At 55.3% G+C, this 24228-nt stretch carries 13 protein-coding genes; 8 read left to right on the plus strand and 5 right to left on the minus strand.

Annotated features, from left to right (window positions below; all coding sequences use genetic code 11):
• Positions 1 to 283: 283 nt before the first annotated feature.
• The 7 genes from RM6536_RS03470 to RM6536_RS03500 all read left to right on the plus strand — a co-directional run bounded on the left by RM6536_RS03470 (position 284) and on the right by RM6536_RS03500 (position 13579).
• Positions 284 to 661, plus strand: coding sequence for a hypothetical protein (locus RM6536_RS03470; RefSeq protein WP_060824061.1), 378 nt, complete (start codon positions 284 to 286; stop codon positions 659 to 661).
• A gap of 32 nt (positions 662 to 693) precedes the next feature.
• The gene (locus RM6536_RS03475; protein WP_060824062.1) at positions 694 to 1224 is read left to right on the plus strand and encodes a hypothetical protein; all 531 of its coding nucleotides are present in this window, start codon (positions 694 to 696) and stop codon (positions 1222 to 1224) included.
• A gap of 27 nt (positions 1225 to 1251) precedes the next feature.
• Positions 1252 to 2154 (plus strand): hypothetical protein, encoded by a 903-nt coding sequence (locus tag RM6536_RS03480; protein WP_060824063.1) that lies wholly within the window; start codon positions 1252 to 1254, stop codon positions 2152 to 2154.
• A 325-nt stretch (positions 2155 to 2479) separates the two neighbouring features.
• Positions 2480 to 5503 carry a hypothetical protein gene (locus RM6536_RS03485; protein ID WP_060824064.1) on the plus strand — a complete coding sequence of 1008 codons (3024 nt, stop codon included), beginning with the start codon at positions 2480 to 2482 and terminating at the stop codon, positions 5501 to 5503.
• A gap of 149 nt (positions 5504 to 5652) precedes the next feature.
• A complete protein-coding gene (locus tag RM6536_RS03490; RefSeq protein ID WP_231917992.1) occupies positions 5653 to 6930 on the plus strand; it encodes a molecular chaperone Hsp90 in 1278 nt (425 codons plus the stop codon).
• Between the two features lie 118 nt (positions 6931 to 7048).
• Positions 7049 to 11437 carry an FtsK/SpoIIIE domain-containing protein gene (locus RM6536_RS03495; protein ID WP_060824066.1) on the plus strand — a complete coding sequence of 1463 codons (4389 nt, stop codon included), beginning with the start codon at positions 7049 to 7051 and terminating at the stop codon, positions 11435 to 11437.
• Between the two features lie 117 nt (positions 11438 to 11554).
• Positions 11555 to 13579, plus strand: coding sequence for a serine/threonine-protein kinase (locus tag RM6536_RS03500; protein ID WP_060824067.1), 2025 nt, complete (start codon positions 11555 to 11557; stop codon positions 13577 to 13579).
• A gap of 110 nt (positions 13580 to 13689) precedes the next feature.
• On the opposite strand, the gene RM6536_RS08990 is transcribed toward RM6536_RS03500, so the two are convergent.
• The 4 genes from RM6536_RS08990 to RM6536_RS09000 form a co-directional block, all read right to left on the minus strand.
• A complete protein-coding gene (locus tag RM6536_RS08990; RefSeq protein WP_141754828.1) occupies positions 13690 to 13893 on the minus strand; it encodes a hypothetical protein in 204 nt (67 codons plus the stop codon).
• A gap of 182 nt (positions 13894 to 14075) precedes the next feature.
• Positions 14076 to 14225, minus strand: a complete 150-nt coding sequence (locus RM6536_RS09070) for a hypothetical protein (protein WP_171840171.1) — start codon at positions 14223 to 14225, stop codon at positions 14076 to 14078.
• An 80-nt stretch (positions 14226 to 14305) separates the two neighbouring features.
• Positions 14306 to 16759: an RHS repeat protein gene (locus RM6536_RS03510; protein ID WP_231917993.1), complete on the minus strand. Its 2454-nt coding sequence runs from the start codon at positions 16757 to 16759 to the stop codon at positions 14306 to 14308.
• A 295-nt stretch (positions 16760 to 17054) separates the two neighbouring features.
• Positions 17055 to 17567: a hypothetical protein gene (locus RM6536_RS09000; RefSeq protein WP_145974237.1), complete on the minus strand. Its 513-nt coding sequence runs from the start codon at positions 17565 to 17567 to the stop codon at positions 17055 to 17057.
• A gap of 63 nt (positions 17568 to 17630) precedes the next feature.
• Between RM6536_RS09000 and RM6536_RS09005 the strand changes: the two genes are divergently transcribed.
• Positions 17631 to 17837, plus strand: a complete 207-nt coding sequence (locus tag RM6536_RS09005) for a hypothetical protein (protein ID WP_145974238.1) — start codon at positions 17631 to 17633, stop codon at positions 17835 to 17837.
• A gap of 104 nt (positions 17838 to 17941) precedes the next feature.
• On the opposite strand, the gene RM6536_RS03520 is transcribed toward RM6536_RS09005, so the two are convergent.
• Positions 17942 to 24052: a DUF6531 domain-containing protein gene (locus RM6536_RS03520; RefSeq protein WP_231917994.1), complete on the minus strand. Its 6111-nt coding sequence runs from the start codon at positions 24050 to 24052 to the stop codon at positions 17942 to 17944.
• Positions 24053 to 24228: the final 176 nt, after the last annotated feature.

Below are 24228 nucleotides of genomic sequence, written 5' to 3' on the forward strand. Positions count from 1 at the left end.
GTAGCCGAGGAAATTGGGTGGTCACGCACGGATCCCACCCCTCTGATGAATGGTTGCTCAGTCTTCACCCGAGCATCGCATCGAGTTAACCTTCTGGTCAGATACGGTGCGATAGGCTAAGGATGTGCCCGCCACCTCACCGGGGCGGGCCTGATTCACCAACCGCTACCGCACAAGGACGTACATACTATGAGCACAGCCGAAGTAAGCAGCGAAGCGTAAAAAGGCAACGAAAGCCTAGAAACCTAGCAAGGAAAGCTAACTATCTACAAGAGGCAAACCGATGGAAATTAATTACAAGCGCCGCCAAAGAGTGGCACTCATTATTTCATTCATCATTCTTTGGTACGTGTTCTTTGTTGTCCCTAAAGACTTACGTGATGACAGTGACGGTATCACCGCTACCTGCACCGTAACTAAGGCATATACGAAAGAGCGCGGCGGCACAGTAAGTGGCATGAACGATATTAGACCCAAAGGTATTTTTGAGACAGAAGAATGCGGCACTCTCACGATGTACGTACCTCCGGAAGGCCGCAAGATTCCCGAGTATGTTGAGACCGTCAAGCCTGGTAAAAAATACCTATTCCATGTCGCAAACTCATCTCCTGAAAAGGAACGAGATTTTGAGACGACCCGCTTTGAAGAAATCACAGAGTAACAGCCTGCAGCCCAGAAAGAAGGTGAAAAGCAGTGAAAAAGAACTCCCCGAGGAAAAAGAATGTTTCAAAGAAAAGGAACACCTCGAAGAAAAAGAATTACCCAGAGGCGAATTACATTACCGAAACTGGGGCTATAAAAAAGACCCTCAAAAAGAGATACACCAAGAAAAAGAAGAATAAAATCGACTTCAAAGAGTATCTTCACAAAAAGGCAAAAGCTGCGTGGGATGCACGCGACGTCATCATATTCGTGGCAGTCATGCTAGGGTTCCTTGCGTCCTTACATTTTATGACCAGCTACAACCCGAGCAATGAATCCGCTATCTGCACTGTCACCTCCGTCGAAATCGTTGAACATGAGGACCCCTACTGGACCTCCGGCGAATTCGAGACGGAAGAGTGCGGAATCATCACATCAAGCAAATCCCCTGATGGTATACCCATCCGCAAATACCTCCAGAACTTTGAGACGGGCAAGAAATATAGGGCGTACAAGTCCTTCGATACCCGCAACGACGAATTCGACTTCAGCGTCCTCCGCTTTGAAGAGATCAAAGAGTAACCCCACCCCCGCAGAAAGGAATCCACCGTGAGCTTTATCGGCGACTTTATCATCGGCTTTTTTGGAGAGGCCCTCGCCTCCTCACCGACCCTGCAGCGAGTATGCCTGTGGATTCTTTTCTCTATATCCGTTCTTCTCACGCTCGTCCCCGTCATGACGGGTGAATACGCGTGGAGCATCATCCCCATCTCGATAATGCTGTTTTCCGTCGTGACGATTGACGGCACTCGTGAGCAGTGCGTGAAAAACACCAAGAACGGCGGCGCGTACCACTACTTTCTGCTGACGGTGGGCACGCTCTGCGTTGCCGCGATTGTTCTGCTCGCTGCTCTCTCCCTGGCGGGTGTCCCGCAGGTTGCCCTCACCCCGCAGGCGGGCGGCATCAATTTCGCGCCCTGGTATGTGGCGGTGTCCGCGCTGGTTCTTCTGCTGTTCTTCTACAACGCCGCGGCGCCGAACGAGGAGATCCCTAACCTGCGACGCATGGAGCGCATCAACCGGTACGTACGCCTGGTGGTGCTGGGTGTGAGTGCCCTGATGGCGCTCTTCTGCCTGCTGATTCCGGTGGTTTCGTTCGCTACTGCCGGTTATGAGCCTGTGGGTGTTTCGGTGGTGCTGTGCCTGGTGCCGGTCTTCCTGATTTTTGTGCGCCGCTCCCTGTTCAAGCTGTGGGCGTCGACCTTTGAGGAGGGCACTGCCGGGTATGGCGTGTTGCGTGGCTTCTGCGTAGCCCTGGTGGGTTTGGGTGGATGTTTGGCGGCGGCCCGTCTTGCCGTGGATGTTGTGCAGTCCGGTAGCGGGTTGTCGCTAGTGTACGTGGTGCCGGTGATCGCCTCGTACCTGCTGGTGAAGAGGTACATGACCGTGGGTGTCGCTATCCCCGAGAAGGAAGATGAGGAGGACCCGGAGGCTGAACCTGCAGCAAGCTAAACCGTGGAACCCCACGGGTTGAGAGATGACCTCAGCCGCGGGGTTTTTCTATGTCGAACAGAGTTCGGTAAGTGCACTAGGTTGAAACGAAATGAAAAATACCTTTAACTATCACCTCAAGGTTGAATTGAATATCCTGATGAGGCACCGACTAGGAGGAAAAAATATCAACCTTCCCATATTGGACTGATAAAGTGGTACGGGGCTTTTTCTCTTTCCGGCTTTGCCCCTGACCCTTTCCACTCAGGTGGGCACTATACAGTGGCGTTTCAGACTTGCCGCTGTTGTGTGTCTGCACGGTATATAACTCAACGAAAAGATCATCATGACCAACCACACCACAGCGCGTCAGCGTCTACTCCGCTTCCCTTTGATTTTGGGTGTCACGACGGCACTTATTTTCTCTTCCTGCTCCACGGGCACGAACAATAACAGTGCCCCTTCCGATAAGGGTACTGTTACTTCTCAGAGTCCCCGCCAGGTAGAGAACGCTACTAATGTTCTGCAGAACGTGAATATTCAGATGGGTCGTGACGGCGAGGTTTCGTCGATTGAGTCGACCAACATTTACGTCAATGACAAGGATCGTACGAGCTCCTCGAGCAATGTGCAGTTCAAGCCGAAGGACGTCGTTAATGACCTTCCTGTGCGTGTGAGCCTGCAGTATTCTACTGAGCGCGGTAGCGGCACTAACCTGAATGATTTGAACGGCTACAGCGGCGAAATCACGATTAAGGTTACGGTCGAGAACCTGACGGTGAAGACCGAGGACGTCACCTATGATGCATCCGGTACTAGCCGTACTAGCCCTGCACCGGTTGGTACTCCGTTCTCTATTGCTGCTTCTACTGTTCTTTCGGGTTCTCCTACTCAGGTTATTACGACCCCTGACGCTGCTGATTCGTCGACGAATGGTGTGGTGAGCACCAATGATGAAGGTAAGGCTGTTGTTCAGTGGGGTGCTATTTCCGCGCCTCCGGTGACTGGTAGTTCCTCTTCTTTTGTGTTGAAGGTCAAGGCGAAGGATTTTAGTGCGCCTACCTTCAATATTTCGGTGCAGCCTGGTTTTGCTTCTGATTTGTCTGGTGCGGGAATCATTACTAATGGTTTCACCTCTCAGGATGCGTCTCAGGTGGCGCTTCTGCAGCGCACTATTGATACGGTCAACGAGGTTAATACGACGTTGACTAGCGCTAGTTCGCAGGTTGCTCAGGTGCGTCAGAGCCTGGATGATACGTCTGCGACCTTGGGTAAGGACACTGCCGAGCATCTGAAGACTCAGAATGAATCGTTGACGAAGACTATGCAGGGTCTGCAGGCGAATATTGAGAGCCTGCAGAAGGATCTTTCTGAGGCTTCGCGTACTAATAATTCTCAGCTGATTTCTCAGTTGGAGCGTACTGTTGCTGCTCTTCACTCGATGCTGGGTGATACGACGGCTCGCCCCAATGTGTCTGTTTCACATAGCGGCGGTCGTTGTGTTGTGCATCGTGAGGAGGGTGCAAGTAGCCGTAGCGTGTACGGTAACTTGGTTCAGCTGTCTGCTGTTCTGAATGCGTATGCGGAGGCAAGTTCGGACTGCCAGCAGGATCTTACGGCTTCGATTCGTGAGATTGTCGGTCCGGAACACCCGACCGCTGAGACTTGTTCTTCTAACGGTTCGGTGACCTGTGCCCTGTTCGGTGCGTCGGTGACGGTGCAGAGCTCTCTGATTGCACTGGTTGCTACCGGTGAGAAGATTGTGGATCACCTGCAGCCGGAGTATTTGAAGGGTGCGAACAACAACTATTCGGCGTTGAAGCGTCAGATGGATGAGCTTGTTGAGCAGGTGGAGAAGGACCCGTCTTCTCTTGATGCTGATGCTGTGCGTTCTTTGAGTGAGAAGGTTAGTGCGGCTCGTCAGAGCGTGAATCAGATGAAGGAAACGTCGAGCCGTCTGATTGAGAGCATCAAGAACGTTCATTCTCGTGCGGCTTCTGCTCGTGCGGAGCTGGTGGACGGTTCTGGTTCTATGAGCGCTCAGAATAAGGAACTGGCGGAGCAGCTTTGTGCTCTGTCTACTGAGCGTGGCGGTTCTCTGTCTGCTGAGCAGGTGGAGCATCTGCGTGGATACCTGACGGCTTCTTCTTGTGGTGGCGCGGCTTCGCCGTCTGCTTCCCCGTCTTCTGAGGCGCCGTCTGAGGCTCCTAGCCCTGCGCCGTCTGAGTCTGCTTCTGCAACTCCTTCCGCAGAGCCGTCGAAGAAGATTGAGGTACCTTCCGCCGCTCCGTCCTCTGAGGCACCTTCCGCCGAGCCTACTGCTACGGAAGGTAATACTCGCGTCATTACGGTGGAGAACGCGAACGAGCGTACCTACACGTCGAATACCCCTGCCGCACGTACTCCGATGGAGCAGCGTATTGCTGCCGCGGCAGCTGCGTGGGATGAGGTTCTTGCCGCTACTTCGATGGATGACCCCAAGGAGGGTCTGGCTCGCGACGCCAAGGACCTTAACGATGCTGTGAACGCGGTAGATGGTGCCCTGGGCGAAGTTGAGAAGACCCTGAACGATGCCGCAAACGCGCAGAACCAGGACGCGGAGAAGAAGGAAGAGCCTACTGAGGAGGCTAAGGTTTCTCTGCGTGATCGTATCCATTCAGCTTCGGATGCCGTCAACGCTTTGGGTAAGAACCTGGAGGATATGACGAACATGCAGGCTGACCTCTCCACCGCTATTAAGGAAGCGTTCAAGGAATCTGCCAATGAGACTCGTGAGAGCCTGACGAGCATGATTAGCGAGGAGATTCGTAAGGTTTCGAGCGATGGTTCTTCTAGCGCTTCGGCTGCTAAGGAGGCGTTCTCCGCTTCGGTTGCTGGCATTACTGATACCGCGAATACTGTGGTTCAGGTGGCTGGTGAATCCATCGAGGTTCAGCACAAGGATATGAATGATCGTATTGAGGGCCTGCGTCAGTCTCTGGATTCGGTGACTGAGCGTTCTCTGGTTGCTCTGAGCACCCGCGCTGAGAACGCCACCCGAGATTTGGCTGGTGCATCCGTTCAGCTGAATAACGACCTGTCGAAGCTCATGCTCGATTTGGGCGATAGCAACGCTGAGGGCGCTGGTCTCTTGGGTGCGCTCAAGAGCAATAGCGCGAAGGCTGGTGCGGCTGATTACCAGCTTGCTTTGGCGATGCAGAATGCTCAGGGTTACACGAACCTCCGTTCTGAGGATATTGCTGCTCTGCAGAAGCGTCAGGCGCAGTTCAAGGCGTCCCTACAGCGTCTGCGTTCGCTGCCGACCTTCCACCTGTCGAATGCTGGCAGTGCAGAGGTGAAGACGGTGTACACCTTCCAGATTGGTGATTAGCCGTGGGGTTTTCCCCTCATTTGGGCTCTGATTCAGGTCCTCACCGCCGCGAGGGCAGGCGGCTCACTCAGCGCACCGTGGTGTGGTGTGTCAGTCTGTGTGTGCTGTTTAGCCTTGCGGTGGTGGGGATCTGGTATGGCGTGCGCGCTGTGACTCCTCAGCCTTTGCCGCTTGGTACGGGTACGAACCCTGCGTCTGCGGTGACGGTTCAGCAGGCTATTTCTCTTCCTGCGTCTGGTCGTGAGCCTGTTATTGGTGTTGTTACTACTTTTGGTGATGATGCTGAGGGGTCTGCGTGGCGTCTGAATGCTCAGGGTGCTCGTGTTGCGCAGTACCGTCTGGCTTTGGGTAAGTCTTCTGTGAAGGTTCTTTATGCGAACGATAAAGGAACGGAGCAGGGTGCCCGTGAGGCGGTAGAGAAGCTCTCTTCTGAGGGTGCTTTGGGTATTGTGCTTGCTTCTCGGGGTGAGCATCTTCGGGGTGCTACGGCTGCCGCTAAGGAACGCAATGTTGCGGTGATTGAGGCGTATGACCGGGTAGATACTGGCGATGGGGTATGGAGTTTTGCTCTGGATCCTGAGCAGGAGAAGCAGGTCTATACGACTGCTATTCGTTCGCTTGCCGGTGTATCCAGCACGGGTTCTTCGCAACAGCTTGATGGTGTGCGCACTATCCTGCTGGATGCGGGTGAGGGCTCTGCGCCGGACCTTCCCTATACGAACCGCGTTCAGGTTTCTGCTGATGAAGACAGCATGAAGGACACTCTCAAGGAGCTGACGCGCCTTCTGGGGGATAAGTCTTCGGGCTCTTCTCCTGTTCTGGTTTTGACGGGTTCGGCGTCGACTCAGGCGAAGGTGCTTCGTTCTCTTCAGAGGGCGGGCATTACTTCTCCGGTGATTGCGGGTGAGGAAGCTTTGACGGAGCCGTTTACACGCCTTCTTCTGGAGAACGGCGGTTCCTTGACTGACAATATTCGCGTTGTGGGGCGTGTGCAGGCACGTGCTGCGGCGTTGAGTGCTGATGATGCCGGTCGTGCTTCTTCGGCATTTGTGTCGACGGTTGAGCGTATGAAGAACGATTCTTCGCTCAAGGATTTGTCAGGCGAACAGTCGTTCTCGAAATCGGCAGCGTGGGCGGATGCTCCCTCCCATAACGCGCTTTTGGCTTTTGCGTATGCCACGAGCCAGGTTCGTGAATACACTCCCGAGGCGGTTCGACGGGTTCTAGGAACCCTTCGTTTGGACGCTAAAGATTCTACGGTCGCGTATCCGTTGGATTTTTCGTCTTCTTACGCCGCGGGCGGTCAGGTGGGCCTTCTTTACCCGACCGCGGAAGCTTCGATGATTCAGGGCGGCTCTTCCTCAACGGATGTGGTGAATCCGCCGGTGTGGATGCTTCGCACGTTCACCTCAGAATCTCGCGACTAGCTTTTCCGAGCGAAGCCTAATCCGTACAGAGTCAGCCCATCACACCCCGGCTTTCGGGTATTACTTCTAGTCCGTCCACCAGCGGGGCTCACGATTTATCTATTTTGGAGAACACCTTATGCGCTTTTTCCTTGATCTTGAAGAGCATAACGGGAGCTATGAACTAGACTCCTGGCAGCCTGAGACGACCATCGCTGATCTCATCCAGGCGACCGGTGGCCCCTCTCTGCCTGCCGACGAGCCGCTGTATTGCGATAACCGCCCGGTGACGGCATCCTCCACCCTGGCGGAGGTCAAGCCGATGGAGGGTATGCGCATCTCTAGGGCACCGCTCTCCTACCCTTCCCTGGTGCGGGGCTGGAGCGTCTGCTTGAGCGGCGGTTCGACGGTTACCCTGCCGCACCCTATCCCTTCTTCGCGTCCTCTGGTGGCGGGTCGTTCCCCGTACGCCGATATTGTGCTGCCCACGGCGAGCGCGTCGTGGGAGCATCTGCACCTGCAGGTGGTTCATGATGAGTCGACAAACACTCAGAAGGTGCGCATCACTGACCCGGGTTCTACGAACGGTAGTTTTGTGGACGGTCAGAAAATTCCTGAGGAGGGTCTGACTGTTTCTGAGAGCACCACTATCCATGTTGGGGATTGTGTTCTGACTCTGCAGCCTGCTCCTCAGGAGAAGGCTGCGCCTCGCCCCGGTAGCGCCCCGAATGTGAGTGCGTCGGGTACTGCACCGTTTAACCGTCCACCGCGTCAGGGTGCGTTGAGCGCCCCGGATAAGGTGGAGGCACCTACCCGCAAGAACGTCTCTGACCCGCCGAAGTTCAATATTGCGATGGCGGTGGGCCCGATTATTATGGCGGCGGCAATGGTCGCCATTATGCAGGAGATTCGTTACGCCCTTTTCGCGATGCTCAGCCCCATTCTGAGTATTGGTATGTGGGTGGAGCAGAAACGTCGTCACGCTAAGGATAAGGTGAAGGAGCGTGTGCGTTTTGAGCAGGAAATGGAGAAGTTCAAGGAACGTATCGCTCTGAGTAACCGTGAGGAAATTGAACGTCTTCACGACCTTGCCCCGGCACCGGATGCCGTTCAGCTGCGGGCGCTTCTTCCTGCAATGACGCTGTGGCGTCGCCGGAGCACCAGCCCTGACCTGTTGACTTTCCATGTGGGTACTGGGCATATTCATTGGGCTCCTGAGCTGACGAAGCCGAGCAATCCTGAGCCTGAGGTTCAGCATATTCTTGAGCACAATACTCTGTGGGATGCCCCGCTGGTTGCTGACCTGCGTGAGGGCGGCGCTATCGGTATTGTGGGTCCGCGTGAGCAGTCTCTTGCCTTGGCGCGTAGCCTGGTGCTGCAGGCGGCGACCCACACGGGTCCTGCTGATATGACGATTGCGGTCTGTGCTGATTCGGCGCGCTCGCAGGACTGGGTGTGGACGTCGTGGCTTCCTCACATGCATATGGCGCAGAACCAGCAGATGCGTTGGTTTGCTTCTGGTAAGGAGCAGTCGGATCAGATGCTGCGCTCTCTATACAACGACATTGAGTCTCTTCCGACCCGCGGCCTGTGCGTGGTCGTTGATTCGGATACCCTCACTGAGGGCCGTGAGTCGCCGGCACGCGACCTTTTGGCGTATGGCGATGAAGTGCGTCTGATGGCGAATAAGACTGCTGCTGCGGGTGCTCGCCGTGTTGCCGGTATTGTGTTGGCTTCTTCTGTTGACCGTCTTCCTGCGTCGTGTACTTCGGTCGTGGAGATTGGTGAGGAGGCTTCTATGACCTATTCGGAGCCTCGCCGCCGTTACACGGTCACTGACGGTGTGCTCGCCGGTGTGAGCGCTGAGGATGCTCTTCATGTGGCGCGTACTCTGGCGCATCATGAGGACCCTGAGCGTCTGCTTCTGGGCGGCGGTTTGCCTCAGCTGGTGAAGCTGCCTGAACTGGTTGGTTTGCCGACCCCTCCGGGTGCTGAGGATATTGAGGCGTTTTGGTCGCAGGCTAATGGTTTCAGTACTGAGATTGGTGTGGGCGACTCTGGCGCGTTCACGCTGGATTTGGTGAAGGACGGTCCTCACGGCCTGGTGGGTGGTACCACTGGTTCGGGTAAGAGTGAGTTTTTGCGTTCGTTGGTGGCGGGTTTGGCTGCTCACCATGATCCGAGCCGTTTGAACTTTATTCTGGTTGACTTTAAGGGTGGTGCGGCGTTTAAGACGTGTGAGCGTCTGCCGCATACGATTGGTACTTTGAGTAACTTGGATGCTCAGTTGGCTCACCGCGCTATTGAGTCGTTGGAGGCGGAGATGGACCGTCGTCAGCGCCTGTTTGCGGCTGCTGGCGAGGGTGTGGACAACATTAAGGATTATTTGGCGACGAACCCGCCGGAGCCGATGCCTCGCCTGCTGCTGGTGATTGACGAGTTTGCGATGCTGGCGAAGGACTTCCCTGATGTCCTGTCGTCGCTGGTGAGCATTGGTGCGGTGGGTCGTACCCTGGGTGTGCACATGATTTTGGCGACTCAGCGTCCTGCCGGTGTGGTGAATGATGACATTCTGGCGAATACGAATTTGCGTGTGGCGTTGCGTGTGCAGAGCCGTGAGGATTCTTCGAACGTGATTGGTGTTCCGGATGCTTCGGAGATTTCGCGTTCGCAGATGGGTCGCGCCTATGTGAAGCTGGGCCAGAATGATATTTCGCCGGTGCAGACTGCCCTGGTGACGGGTCAGAGTGGCACTGAGGTGGTGACTTCTCTGGAGGTTCGCGCGACCGATAGTATCGGTATTCCTCGTTCAGAGCGTGCGCGCCCGAAGGTGTCGTCGAGTGATGCGAATGACCTGGATTTGCTGATTGACGCTGTTGTGGCGGCGCACGCGGCTCGTGGTGCGGTTGCTCCTCGTAAGGTGTGGCCTGAGCCGTTGGGTTCGTATGTTGATTTGGTTGATTTTGGTGTGCGTGGCTTCCCTGACCCGGATCTTCCCACTGTGGGTGGTGTCCGGGACGGTGTTCTGATGTGCACTTTGGGTGATAAGCCTGAGCTACAGCGTCAGGTGCCTATGGGCTGGAATATTGAGATGAGCAACCTGCTGTTGGTGGGTGTTGCAGGTAGTGGTACGACTACGACGATTCAGTCGGTGGTGCTAGGTTTGGCTCAGCATTATTCGCCGGAGGACATCGATATTGTTCTGGTGGATATGGGCGCTGATGGCTTGTTGCCATTAGGTTCTTTGCCGCATGTTGTTTCTGCTGTGGGTACCGGTCAGGGCGCTAGGGAACGTCAGGCTCGCTTCTTGCGTTTTGTGAAGTCGGAGCTTGATGCTCGCCGTGCTGACGCGGCACGCCGTAAGCCTCTTTTCATTGTTTTGGATGGTTTTGCGACGCTGCGTGATGAGTTCTCTGATGCTGTGAGCATGGATTTGTTGGCGAATTTCTACCGCGTGTATGCGGATGGTCCTGCTGTTGGTATTCACTGCGTGGTGTCGACGAGCCGCGCGAAGAATATTCCCTCGCAGATTCTTGATGCTTCGTTGCAGACGTGGTTCTTCCAGCTGAGCGATATTCACGATTATTCCTCGCATGGTATTCGCGGCACGAATGTTCCGGCTGCAGTTCCTGGGCGTTGTGTTGATCCGAAGCGTCTGCGTCAGATGCAGGTGGCTACTCCCGCTGTTGGCGTGGAGGAGGCTGTCTCTATGATTCGTGAGCGTTTCCCGCAGGCTCCTGCTAAGCGCGACGTGATTGGTCAGCTGCCGACGTGGGTTTCGTGGGAGAGCATGCCTGCTGCCGAGTTTTCTCCGAGCCTGTGGCGTATCCCTGTGGGTATTGCGGAGGCTACGTTGGAGGCGTGCGCTTTCGAGCTGTACGAGGGTGAGCACGCCATGGTTGCGGGTAATCCGCGTTCGGGTAAGTCTTCTCTGCTGGTTGCGTTTGCTCGTCTGGTTTCTCGGGCGAGGGTTGCGGCGGAGCAGTCGGTATCTGCTGCGTTGGCATCTGGTGACGCTATCGCGGCAGAGAACGCACGCATGGATGCCGCTGAGGTTCCGGAGGTTTGGGCTGTCTTCGATCAGCGTTCCGGTCTGGTGAATGCGCCGGAGGGCGTTTTTGACCGGGTGTTTGAGAGCAAGAATGCTTCTGCTCAGGTGCAGGCGGCGTTGCAGGATGCCGCGGGCCCGGTGCTATTGCTGATTGATGACGGTGACCGTGTGGATGACCCGATGAACGTTTTTGATGCGATTGTGAAGGGTGACTTCCCGGACGTTCACATTATTGCTACGGGTAAGCCGACTGATTTGCGTCCTTTGTATAGCCATTGGACGAAGGCTATTCGTAAGTTCCGCACTGGTGCTGTGGTTCAGCCGAATGTTGATACGGATATGGACATGTTCGGTTCTATTCCGAGGCGCGCCCCGGTTCAGCTGAGCGTTGGTCGTGGCTATGCGTTCCTTGCTGGGTCGCCGGTTCTGGTGCAGCTGATGAGCCCTGAGGATTCTCAGCACCGTGGCGGGCTGTAGGGCTTGTCTGGCGTGTGGTGAGGTATCGTGTAACTTTACCGACCGTTTTGCTGTAGGGGTCGCCCCGTCTGGGGAGTCTTCCTGCTTGTTGTGAAGTTGATGTTAAGGAGTTAGCCCGTGACTGTACCTGCTGGTTCGCCGCAGTACTCCGGCTCGGAGCGTCGTGATGCTCATCCTGCCCCGCAGGCTGCTGGTCAGCCTGCGGGGGGCTTGGTTGCGGGCGCTCCCCTTGGCTCTTCGTATCGTTTGGTGCGCCGGGTGGGTTCTGGTGCAGTCGGTGAGGTGTGGGCTGCTACGATGAGCGGCTCGTGGGCTCTGTATGCGGCGAAGATTCTACGCCCGGAGCTTGCGGAGAACCCTGTGGTTCTTGAGTCTTTTGTGCGTGAGCGTTCGGTGTTGTTGGCGCTGTCGCATCCTCATATTGTGCCGTTGACGGACATGGTGGTTGAGGGTGGCGTGCTGGCTCTGGTGATGGAGTTTCAGCATGGCGGTTCGTTGCGTCAGAAGCTGGATTCTGAGGGTCCGTTGCCGGTTCGTTTGGCGTTGAGTCTGATGGTGCAGGTTCTGAATGCGGTGGAGTTTGCTCACCGTCAGGGCGTGATGCATCTGGATATTAAGCCGGAGAATGTTCTGCTGAGCGGTGTTTTGGGGGAGTCTCTGGATCAGCAGGTTCGTGTGGCTGATTTCGGTATTGCTTCTTTTACTGGCTCTGCGGGTTCGGGGGCTTCTCGTTCGTTTTCTGGTACTCCGGGGTATATGGCTCCGGAGCGTTCTGCGCATGGTGTGGCTACTCCGGCGGTTGATGTTTATGCGTGCGCTGTGACTCTTCATGAGTTGTTGGTGGCGGCGCATCCTCTTCCGGCGCGTGGTGGTGCGGTGCAGGTGTCGCCGCAGATTCCGGCTGAGGTGGCTGAGGTGCTCCACGGGATGTTGGCGGAGAACCCGGTTCAGCGTCCTGGTGCGGCTGAGGCTGCCGCTAAGCTACGTCTTTTGGCTGAGGGTTTCGCTGCTGATACGGTGCTTCCTCGGTGGGTTGAGGTGTCTTCGGGTGCTGTGGGGTACACGCCTACGGTGGTTCATGGTGCTGAGCCTGCGGTTTCTGCGGTGCCTGGGCAGAATGTTACGGAGCTGTATGGTGCGGGTATGCCGTCGCTGGGTCAGGCGCAGAATGAGACGGTTATCCGCGCTCCTTTTGTGGTGGAGCAGCCGGTATATGTGCCTGATGAGGTTGTTGAGGATGAGGAGCCTGCCCGTTCGCCGTTGCGCCGCCCGCTGGTGTGGGGCGCCATCCTGGGTTCTTTGATTCTTGTGGGTGTGCTCGCTTTTGTGGGTTTGAGCGGCGGTAAGGGTTCGTCTAAGACGGCTGAGTCGTGGTCTGCTTCGAGCCGTAGTTCGGCGTCTTTGCCGAGTGGTTTGGGTACCCGTATTGAGGGTACGTATAACCCGCGGGATAAGAGTGCCCGCCTGACTTTTGAGTTTTCCTCGCAGAAGTCGGCTCTTCGGGGCGATATTTTGCAGGTGCTTCCCGGCGTTGAGGGTGGTTCGTGTGCTTCGGTGACGTGGGACGCCGGCCAGGCGTCTTCTGGTGTGTCGAAGAATCAGTCGAGTGTGACTGCGGTGGATGTTCCGTGTTCGTGGAATCTGTCTGGGGTGAGTATCCCGGCTAATGGTGTGGTGCAGGTTCGGGCGAATGTGTCTGCTGAGTTTAAGGATTCGCGTGCTTTTGAGGAGTGGGTGAACCGTATTGATTCTGAGACGTTGAAGGCTATTTCTGACAGGGAGGTTCGTTCGACGGCGTACCCGATTCAGCGTTTGCGTTCGATTGAGTTGCGGGTTCCTTCTCGTGTGGTGAATCAGAGTGTTTTGCCTGTGACGGTGGTTCCGGTGTGGCCCAGTGGTGCGGATGAGTTGAATCCGTTGATGGTTTTGCCGCGTACGGGTGAGTTTTCGACGCTGGTTCAGGCGATTTCTCCGGATGCTCAGTTGATTAGTTTTTCGGATGGTTGTTCGGGGCATGTGTTGGTGTCTGAGGATCAGCGGGTGGTGACGGCGCTGTCGGTGACGTCTAAGTGCCGTGTGAATGCGCAGATTGGTAATTTCACGAACTTGTCCAGCAGCGACTTCGCGATTATCACCCGCTAACGGTAGTGCTCAGGCGAGCAGCTCCTGGTATGCAGAAAGCCCCTGGGCTGAGAGGTAATCTCTCAGCCCAGAGGCTTTCTCTATACGATTATTTATTGACTGAACGGTGGTTATTCTTTTATTTCTTCGAGGCGAAGAGTGTTAAAGTCTTTATCATCATTTCTCGTGCTCAATGTTTTATACATCTTATATTTCTTCCCCACTTGAATTTCAGAAACATACCCCGGAATATTTTTACCCTCCGGCGCGACATACATTTCAACAACGCCACATTCAATCGTCTCGAAAACACCTTTGGGAGAACCGTCAGTCATGTTTGATACCTGACCCCCAACGATCTCCACTCTAACCGATTTTACAGTACACACAGAATACGAATTTTTATCTTCGCTGTGTGTCGTATAGTACATAAAAGCAAACACTATTACCATACCGAGAACACACTCAATAAAAACTCTTAATTCTGGGCGAATCTTCCTCTTCAACCACTTCAAAACTATTTAATTGCTTTCATGATAACACTGGTAGAAAACATATTATTAATCATTTGATTCACCGCGCCCACAGGATTCTGAACCGCTTCCGCAACCTGATACATAGGATAAGCAACCCTATCTCGATACTTACCCGCAACGCCTGCATCCATCTTTACAGCTCCCTTTACCGAAGACTTCGAGAAATCCTTTATAGCACCTGTAGCAACTTTGTCGATATATTCATCCCAGTCTAGTTGCCGCCCCAGGACAGCTTTATCAGTAGTGTACTGAACACTAGTCTTAATAAAGCCACCACCTGTATCTGCAACAGCACCGGTAAACACATCTGTACAGCACCGGTAAACACATCTGTAGCACGACCTCGGATACCTACACGAGCAATATCTCCACTATATCCCGAAACCCCCATACCAGTCTTTAAACCTCCACTATACCGAGAACCGATTGCAGAAGCTCCGGCACCAGAAATAAACATCCCGATGCCCCCCATGACACTCTTATCCTTCACAGTATCGTCCATATAATATCCCATCACATTGTTTAGGCCGCCGGACAGCGTATCTTTTATCATGTCCTCTGCAATCTTTGATTCCTTCATCGAAGCACCAATATTCCTGCCCTGCGTAGCTACAGCAGTCTTTACCTTATGCCATTTCGATGCAAGAGCACCTGCTTCCGCCGCTTTTTGGGCAAGCCTAGTAGCCTTAGCAGCTTCAGCTGCCTTCTCTATCTTAGTCATCTTTGATGCAGCATCAGCTATTTTTTTCAAATTACCCAAACCACCAGTAAGAGCACCAGTCACAGCACCGGTAATACCTCCCTTCACGGCTTCTCTACCAGCCTTCGACCAATCGACAGGTTTACCCTTAGCTTTATCCTCAATCACTGACATGCCAGCACCCATCAAAGCACCTGATGCAGCACCAAACGCGGCACCGCCCAAAGGGCCCAAACCAGCACCAACAGCACCAATCACAGCACCAGCAATGACCATCGCACCGCCAGCCACGTACTCCCAGTTGTTCTTTACCCAACCGGTGATGCCAGAAGACGCTTTCTGCTCACGATACTTCTCAAAGTCCTCCACCGACACCGGCGACAAACCCCACGGATCCACCAAAGAAACCGGGTTACCACCCACCAGCGAGAACGGATCAGCACCCCAACCAGCACCCACCGGTGCGCTCAGGGGATCAGGTGCCGTAAAGCGAGCCACACGCGAATCCACCACGCGGGCACCAAGCACCTCAAAACCAGTAGAACCCAGCACCACACCCGAAGCCGCAGAAACACCAACCAGCGAATCCGGCAACACAGGCACACCACCAGCAGGAGCACCCTGAGCAGAAGGCACAGCAGGGGCAGCAACACCCAAAGAAGCCCAACCATACGGATCCAGCAGACCGGCACCAGAACCGGCACCAGGCACCAACGAACCCACAGAAGGCATCGACGAGCCAGCCACACCCAGCACACGCGGAACAAACGAATTCTCATCCCACACCAGCGGGTGCATCACCGAAGCAGCAAAACCAGCCACAGAACCAGCAGCGGCACCAGCACCGGTTGAGGGTACGCCAAACTCGGGTACACCAGCAGGCACACCACCGGCAGCAAGCACACGACCATCAGTAGATGCACACAGCAGCGAGAAGGACACAGCAGAATCGTCAGCAGAACCCCACGAGGCCACCGAGTTCACAAACCCGGCCGCACCATAGGTCAGGGACGAGCCAGAACCATCCGAAGAAACCTGCAGAAGACGCGAATCGTTACCGTCATACGAGAACACGCTCGTCGAGACCGGCACCAAAGTGACGCCCTCAAGTTCCACAGACTCCGGGCACTGCGGAAGCCACGCCTGAGCATCCTCAACAGCAGAGGCAAACTCAGCCGACTGGGAGTCGGTCTTCGCCTCATCCTGCACACTGTAGAGGCATACTGCACGAACACGGGCACCCTCATCAGTGACCAGCACCTTCACCCAAGCATTCTCAGGCTGAGCGCTATCAAAGTACTCAACACGCACCAGCGCACCAGCAGCATCATAGGTCCAACGCAGAGTCTCGGTACCGCGAACGGCAGAAGAGAGCATCTGTGCGTCAGTGTAGGTGTACATGACCAGACCAGCGGGCGAATCCACACCGCTAATACGACCCAAATCATCACGAATAATCTCAGTGTGCAGAGCCTCAGAAGAGTCTGCCACAGCCGAGTCTGCCACAGCGGGCTGCTCGGTCACAGAGGTCATGTGCGCACCACGGTAACCAAACTCACGAACCCAGGTGCCTGCCAGGTCAGACACCTGTGCACGCACCAGCGCATCTACCGCGTTGTACTCGAAGGAAGACTCCACACGAGACTCAGAGGTAACGGCGGTTCCATCCAGACGGTACGCGGTAATGTCAGTCTGCTTGACCATGCGGCCAGCAGCATCATACACATAAGCGCTCGACCCCAGGGGGTGCACAAACTCAGTGCGCAGACCATCAGCGTCGTAAGCGTAGGACAGCTCGTAGCCGCCGGTCTCGTCCATGTAGGCTGTGCGGAAAGACTCCGGAATCTGAGCGCCAAATTCACGGCGCTGACGGACCAGACGGCCCAAACGGTCGTAGGACTCAACGGTCACCACGGGAGCACCAAACGCATCAACGCCCCAGAGGATGATGAGGAAAGTACGCATGGCGGGTTCTCGTTTCGTGTGGTTGGTGGATATCCGCAAGTGCACCACCGGCAGGTGACGTACCTTCCCAAGGATACTCTATGTGCTTGAAAGCTCTGATAAGCAAAAATATAGAGCAATATGATGGCCTATGGGCTAATCAGCCAGAAGGTTAACTCGGTGCGAGGCTCGGGTAAAGACCAGGCGACCATTCACCGGCGGGTGATGGTGGCACTCAGATAAGCTGCCGCTGGTACGCAGAAAGCCCTTGGGTTGAGAGGAAATCTCTCAAGCCCAAGGGCTTCTTACATTCTATTTAGCCGGCTACAGGTTCAGCCTCCGGGTCCTCCTCAGCCTCCTTCTCAGGGATAGCGATACCCACAGTGACATACTTCTTCACCGACCACGCATTCATCGCCACCGACGCCGCAAAGAACAACGCAGGCAGCAACTCCAGGCGGACCAGCGAATAACCCACGTACCCGAGCGCAATACACGCGGCCAGGCCAGCCACGCCAATGCACACGACACGCAGGGTACGGTACCCCTCCGACCCCTCCTCAAGGCGGGTGCCTTGCAGGTAGAAGAGGCCTTCACGCACAATACGCAGGAACCCCGGGGTTAGGAAGAGTGCAACCGCCAGAGCTGCCGGATCGTAGCCGGAGGTCATGAAACTGGTCAGGGGAACCATGAGGCATAGAACCGTGAAAATAGCCGCTGATATAACGCCCGCACGGGTTGAGTATCTGTTCATCTGTTCCATGCGTTGCAGGTCGGGAATATCGTCGTTAGGCTCAGTAGGCTGAGCAAAGAAGAAAACGATGAACAACCCTCCAACAAGGTACCAGGAAGCAAAGTTCGTCTCCGGTGACCAGAATCCTTGAATTTCACTATGAAGTACCCCGAAAGCGGTCAGAGCCGTCAAGATAATCAAACCTGCCAGGCTGATAGAAAAAATAACTTGGCAGAAAAGATGGAAGGGACCGCCATTGGCTTTACCTACGACGCTTTCATCGTGCGCGGCGTCCATAGCTATGACAGTGATGGGACCGGCAATGAAAAACAGTGCACCCCACGGCCAGGGTCCAAAAATACATAACACCAATGACACAAGGGCCAGGAATCCCAGGGCAAACCAAAGATATATAACCCATAAGATACCTAAAACCTTGGAGAAAGTACTCATCTTACTACCTTATCAATCTATTTCTTGTGGATGTTACGCCATACATCCTCAGCAGTATGCATCGTCGATGTTGCTACAGAAGACGCACCAGCAACAAGACCACCCACAGCATAATTAACTGCAAACTTAATAGGTTGCATAGTAGTCACCTGCGACACAGCTAGATTATGCCACCAACCACGAGAGACAAACATTGTATGTTCGCCGGGAGCCATGAATCGTGCAACCTGCTTCGACATAAACTCCTTAGCCTCTCGCGCAGGAGCCATCATAGCAACATCATCAGCCACCCCTGAAGTGCCCTTCAAACCTGCCAGAGGCTTGTAATCAACAGGCTTACGAATCAGATTATTCGCCCATTTCCAATCAGTGATTTTGGCAACGGGACCAGTAGCCCAATTAGGCTTCGTAACCACGCCAGCAGCCTGCTTAGCACCAGCCAAAATACGACCACCAATACCGCCGGTAATGCCACCAACTACGGCACCAATCGCCGCATCTTTCAGCACCTCCCCCGTGTCCACAGACCCCTTCTGTGCCTTTTGGGTAATCATAGACATACCAGCGCTAGAAACTGCCCCCGATAGAGCACCTACCAGAACCATAGTTAGAGGCCCACCAGCAACAGATAGAGCACCCAAGCCTATTCCAGCAATGACCATCGCACCACCAGCCAAGTACTCCCAGTTTTCCCCGACCCACTTCTTAGTCTTGTCCCAACCGACCTTAACAGCTGTTGTTGCTTTATTCCATAGGTCCTTTGCAGAGTTAGTAGCAGCCTGATACAACTTCTTACCTTGATTCCACAAAGTTACTGCACCATTAGCAACATTTGTTGCCGTCCTCTTGACCCAACCGGTAATACCAGAAGAGCCCTTCTGCTCACGATACTTCTCAAAGTCCTCCACCGACACCGGCGACAAACCCCACGGATCCACCAAAGAAACCGGGTTACCACCCACCAGCGAGAACGGATCAGCACCCCAACCAGCACCCACCGGTGCGCTCAGGGGATCAGGTGCCGTAAAGCGAGCCACACGCGAATCCACCACGCGGGCACCAAGCACCTCAAAACCAGTAGAACCCAGCACCACACCCGAAGCCGCAGAAACACCAACCAGCGAATCCGGCAACACAGGCACACCACCAGCAGGAGCACCCTGAGCAGAAGGCACAGCAGGGGCAGCAACACCCAAAGAAGCCCAACCATACGGATCCAGCAGACCGGCACCAGAACCGGCACCAGGCACCAACGAACCCACAGAAGGCATCGACGAGCCAGCCACACCCAGCACACGCGGAACAAACGAATTCTCATCCCACACCAGCGGGTGCATCACCGAAGCAGCAAAACCAGCCACAGAACCAGCAGCGGCACCAGCACCGGTTGAGGGTACGCCAAACTCGGGTACACCAGCAGGCACACCACCGGCAGCAAGCACACGACCATCAGTAGATGCACACAGCAGCGAGAAGGACACAGCAGAATCGTCAGCAGAACCCCACGAGGCCACCGAGTTCACAAACCCGGCCGCACCATAGGTCAGGGACGAGCCAGAACCATCCGAAGAAACCTGCAGAAGACGCGAATCGTTACCGTCATACGAGAACACGCTCGTCGAGACCGGCACCAAAGTGACGCCCTCAAGTTCCACAGACTCCGGGCACTGCGGAAGCCACGCCTGAGCATCCTCAACAGCAGAGGCAAACTCAGCCGACTGGGAGTCGGTCTTCGCCTCATCCTGCACACTGTAGAGGCATACTGCACGAACACGGGCACCCTCATCAGTGACCAGCACCTTCACCCAAGCATTCTCAGGCTGAGCGCTATCAAAGTACTCAACACGCACCAGCGCACCAGCAGCATCATAGGTCCAACGCAGAGTCTCGGTACCGCGAACGGCAGAAGAGAGCATCTGTGCGTCAGTGTAGGTGTACATGACCAGACCAGCGGGCGAATCCACACCGCTAATACGACCCAAATCATCACGAATAATCTCAGTGTGCAGAGCCTCAGAAGAGTCTGCCACAGCCGAGTCTGCCACAGCGGGCTGCTCGGTCACAGAGGTCATGTGCGCACCACGGTAACCAAACTCACGAACCCAGGTGCCTGCCAGGTCAGACACCTGTGCACGCACCAGCGCATCTACCGCGTTGTACTCGAAGGAAGACTCCACACGAGACTCAGAGGTAACGGCGGTTCCATCCAGACGGTACGCGGTAATGTCAGTCTGCTTGACCATGCGGCCAGCAGCATCATACACATAAGCGCTCGACCCCAGGGGGTGCACAAACTCAGTGCGCAGACCATCAGCGTCGTAAGCGTAGGACAGCTCGTAGCCGCCGGTCTCGTCCATGTAGGCTGTGCGGAAAGACTCCGGAATCTGAGCGCCAAATTCACGGCGCTGACGGACCAGACGGCCCAAACGGTCGTAGGACTCAACGGTCACCACGGGAGCACCAAACGCATCAACGCCCGCGTGATCATAAGTCGTCATCGTACGGCGCGCAGAATCACGCTCCATACGGTACAGCAGAGAACCATTCACCGAATGGGAACAGGGAACACCGTCACGGTCATAGCCGAAGGAATGTACAGCACCATTACCGTCAGTGCTGGTCAGCAGACGACCGGCAGCATCATAGGTAGAGGTAGTGCGCACACCCAGCGGATTGGTTACCGCCAGAACATTGCCCATCAGGTCATACTCGTAGCTGGTAATACGACCGGCAGGGTCCATCACGGAGGTAACGTTACCCGCCTCGTCATAACGGTAGTGGGTCACGCCACCGGCACCATTAGTCACCGCAACCACCTGAGAAGCGGCGTCATAGGTGAACGAACGAGTACCCCACTTGTTATCGCGGATGCTCTTCACACGGCCACAAGAATCCCAGGTGTAGAACACCGGAGAAGCCACACCGGAACCGGTAATAGACAGCACACGACCGCACGCGTCATAGCGAACGCGTGCCTCAGAGCCGTCACCGTACACCTGGCGAATCAGACGGGAATCAGCGTCGTACTCGTAACGAGTCACAGACTGCTCAGCAGTACCGGCAGCCTCATAGGTTGCAGCCAGTCGACCGCACACATCGTAGCTGTACTCGGTCACACGACCCGCAGGGGAAATCATGCGTACCATCTGGTTCGAGCCGTTGTACTCGTAGCGGCTCAGACCGCCCTCAGCGTCCAGAACCTGCACGGGGTTACCCGCGCCGTCATAAACCATCGTGGAGACAGTCGGGTCGTCAGCATCGGTACTAACCTGCGGACCAGAATCCTCAGAGAGAACCTCGGTACGCACCGGGCGGCCCAGGTGGTCGCACGAGATACGCACGCGATCAACACCATCATTGGTGGTGATGGTCTTGCGCGAGGAATCGACGGAGGTACGTACACTCACACCGGTCGGGTCAATCAACGCGGTCAGGGTGCTTGCGGCATCATACTCGCGAGTCCACACACCACCGGCGGGGTCAATGGTGCGGACCAGGCGCATCAAACCATCGTAGGCGTAGCTGAACTGCGCACCACCAGGCAGGGTAATGCGGTCAATATTGCCGTTCGTATCAAAGGAACGCTCCATACGGCGACCCAGCGGGTCAACCATTGCAACAACGTCACCGCTCGGACCATACTCGTACTCGGTGCGAGCACCAGCAGGGTCCACCGAAGCAGCCAGGCGACCACCAGCAGCATACTCAAAACGCCAGCGGGAACCATCCGGATCCTGACGGCACACCATGTGACCGGCAGAATCATAGGTGAACTCAGTCTCCAGCCCAAGAGCAGAAACAACCTTCACCAGGTGACCCGCAGCAGAATACTCGCAACGGGTCAGCTGCTGCTCAGCATTACGAATACCGGTCAGCAGACCACACTCGTCATATTCAAAGGAGACGGTAACACCCTCAGGACTCACCACGCGCTGCAGCAGGCCATCAGCCCACTCAAAACGGGTCACATGACCGTTGCCATCGGTCATGGAAGAAGGGTTACGCTCAAAATCATTCGCGTACTCGTAAGTCACCGTAGTCATCGGGCTTACGGCAGGGCTCTGGGCAGGCTCCTGGCCTGAAACGGCTTCTTCAGGAGTGCGGCCCTGAGCCTCAGCTTCCAGGCGGGCACGACGAGCCAGACGGGCGGCACGGCGAGCGCGCGGATCCGTCTCAATAGCGCTCATTGCCACGGAGACTACGCGGTCTTGCTCGTCATAAGCAAAGAGGGTTTCAGCGCCCTCATCGGTGACCTCACGAATAATACGGCCGCGCTCATCGCTGTAGCGGGTAATGCGAGAACCATCGCGGTCTACCACACTCACACGGTTGCCAAAGTCATCGTAGGCATAGCTACTACGCCCACCTTCCGCGTCGACAATGGCGGTCAGGCGTGCGTACTGGTCATTGACCCACAGGTTCGTGTAGGAGGCGTCTTCGTTAGAAACGTCAGTGATACCGTTCGGCAGGTAGCGGTAGCGAACACGACGACCGTATTCAGTGTCCTGCTCAGTAATACGGCCGGCAGGGTCGTAGTAGTTCGTCACCTCAACAGCGCCGGCACTAGCCACCACGCGGTGAATCAGGCCGGCAGCGTCATGTTCATAACGGCGGGTACCGGCGTCACCGTGTACAGCGCACAGGTGGGTACGACCATCAAGGGTAACGTACTCGTAACGCACCGACTGCCCACGAGAAGAATGAATAGCGCCGACAAGGCCGCCTTCGGTGTACTCCACGTTGATACGTGCACCGCGCTGATGCACGATAGCGCGAACACGACCCTCTTCATCGCGCAGGTATGCGACAGCAGTACCTGCCCCAGCGCTCATACCCAGGTAAACACCAGTGAGGCTGAAAATGTGCTGGGTTCCAGAGTTGTCAGAGATACGCAGCAGGGACGAGGCGTCATAGTCCGTAGCGTGCAAAATATAGCGCAGGGAGGGGTCAGCAATAGAGCCCTCTTCACCCATCAGCTGGGTAAGGGGCAGCTCTTCAAGCCACCACGCTTCACGCGGGGCACGAGCATAGCCGTGGGTGCCGTCCTCACGAATCATTCGGTCGAAGGTAACCTCACGACCGTCAGCCATCGTCCAGACAGCATTCTCAACGTTCAGCTGCACACGGCTCTCAATATTCGAGGACCAGCCCGCACCGAACACACCGGATACAGCGTGCTGACCGAAGACAGCCACGCTGTTGTACATGCGAGTTACAGAGCAAGCAGAAACCACGCCGGAGAACGCCATGTCGGTCTCTTCTTCAATGAAGTTACCGGTTGCAACGTTCACAGGGTCATTCACATAACCGCTGGTAGTGGACATTCCTACTACAGCCGGCGCTGGAACTTCCAAATCATGGCGCTCAGTACTAACGCCAGCTGCACTAATTGCACCTTCCAGAGTGGAATTAGCAACGGTAATAATCTGACTCGAGCTACCGTACTTTTCAAAAGTATCGGCTACGATGCCCAGCCAAGTCTTATCATTAGCGTTCGACTTATTCCACGCTTCAAACGTGCTGATGAGATTTTCAGCATCGACGGAGCCCCACTGGCACTTAACCATAAACTCTGTAGACAAGTTACGGAGCTTGCCAGGCTCAGCATCAAAGCTAGTACCAAGGTTCGCCAAAGTATTGGAGAGAGCACGCACAGTCGAAGGGCGCGCCGAAGAAACAGTCATACTCCCTGAGCGGGTCTCAGTACTCTCACGATGACCTAGCGATGTGGTGTCAATCGAGGTATCCGGCTTATACGATGTCGGCTTAGGCGGTTCACCTCCGAACGTTTCAACCCACCATTTACGGAAACCACCCAGGTCATGCTCATAGTGGTACATAAGGTCGCGGTTCTCATTTTCCTTATGAGCTGACTCTTTGAGGCGATCCACCACATCAGCCAGTTGACGGAAGATGCTGGCGATATCACGACCATCGCTAATGGTGGTATCAATATTTGCCGCCGCAACATCGGCGTAGTGACCTTTAAACTCCTCCAGAGCCGTTGTCAGTGAGTTCTTAAGAGGGGGTAATGCATTATCAATATTCTGCGCGACGGTGCGGCAGGCATTGGCGAGGGCATCCGACGTAGCATCATCGTACTTGACTTTTTCAGTATTCAGATTCATGCTCTGTTGTCTTTCGGTGTGGTTAGTACGGAAGTGTGGTGATTAAACAGATGTAGACAGACATGTACACCATGCCTGGAAAACAACGTGGGTATAACCGAATAACAGAAAACGCCGCCTACCGCTCACCGCCCCGTAGCCGGGGAGCGGGGCGGTAAACGGCGTTTACCAGGGAA

It is taken from the genome of Rothia mucilaginosa (assembly GCF_001548235.1).
Taxonomy (GTDB): domain Bacteria; phylum Actinomycetota; class Actinomycetes; order Actinomycetales; family Micrococcaceae; genus Rothia; species Rothia mucilaginosa_B.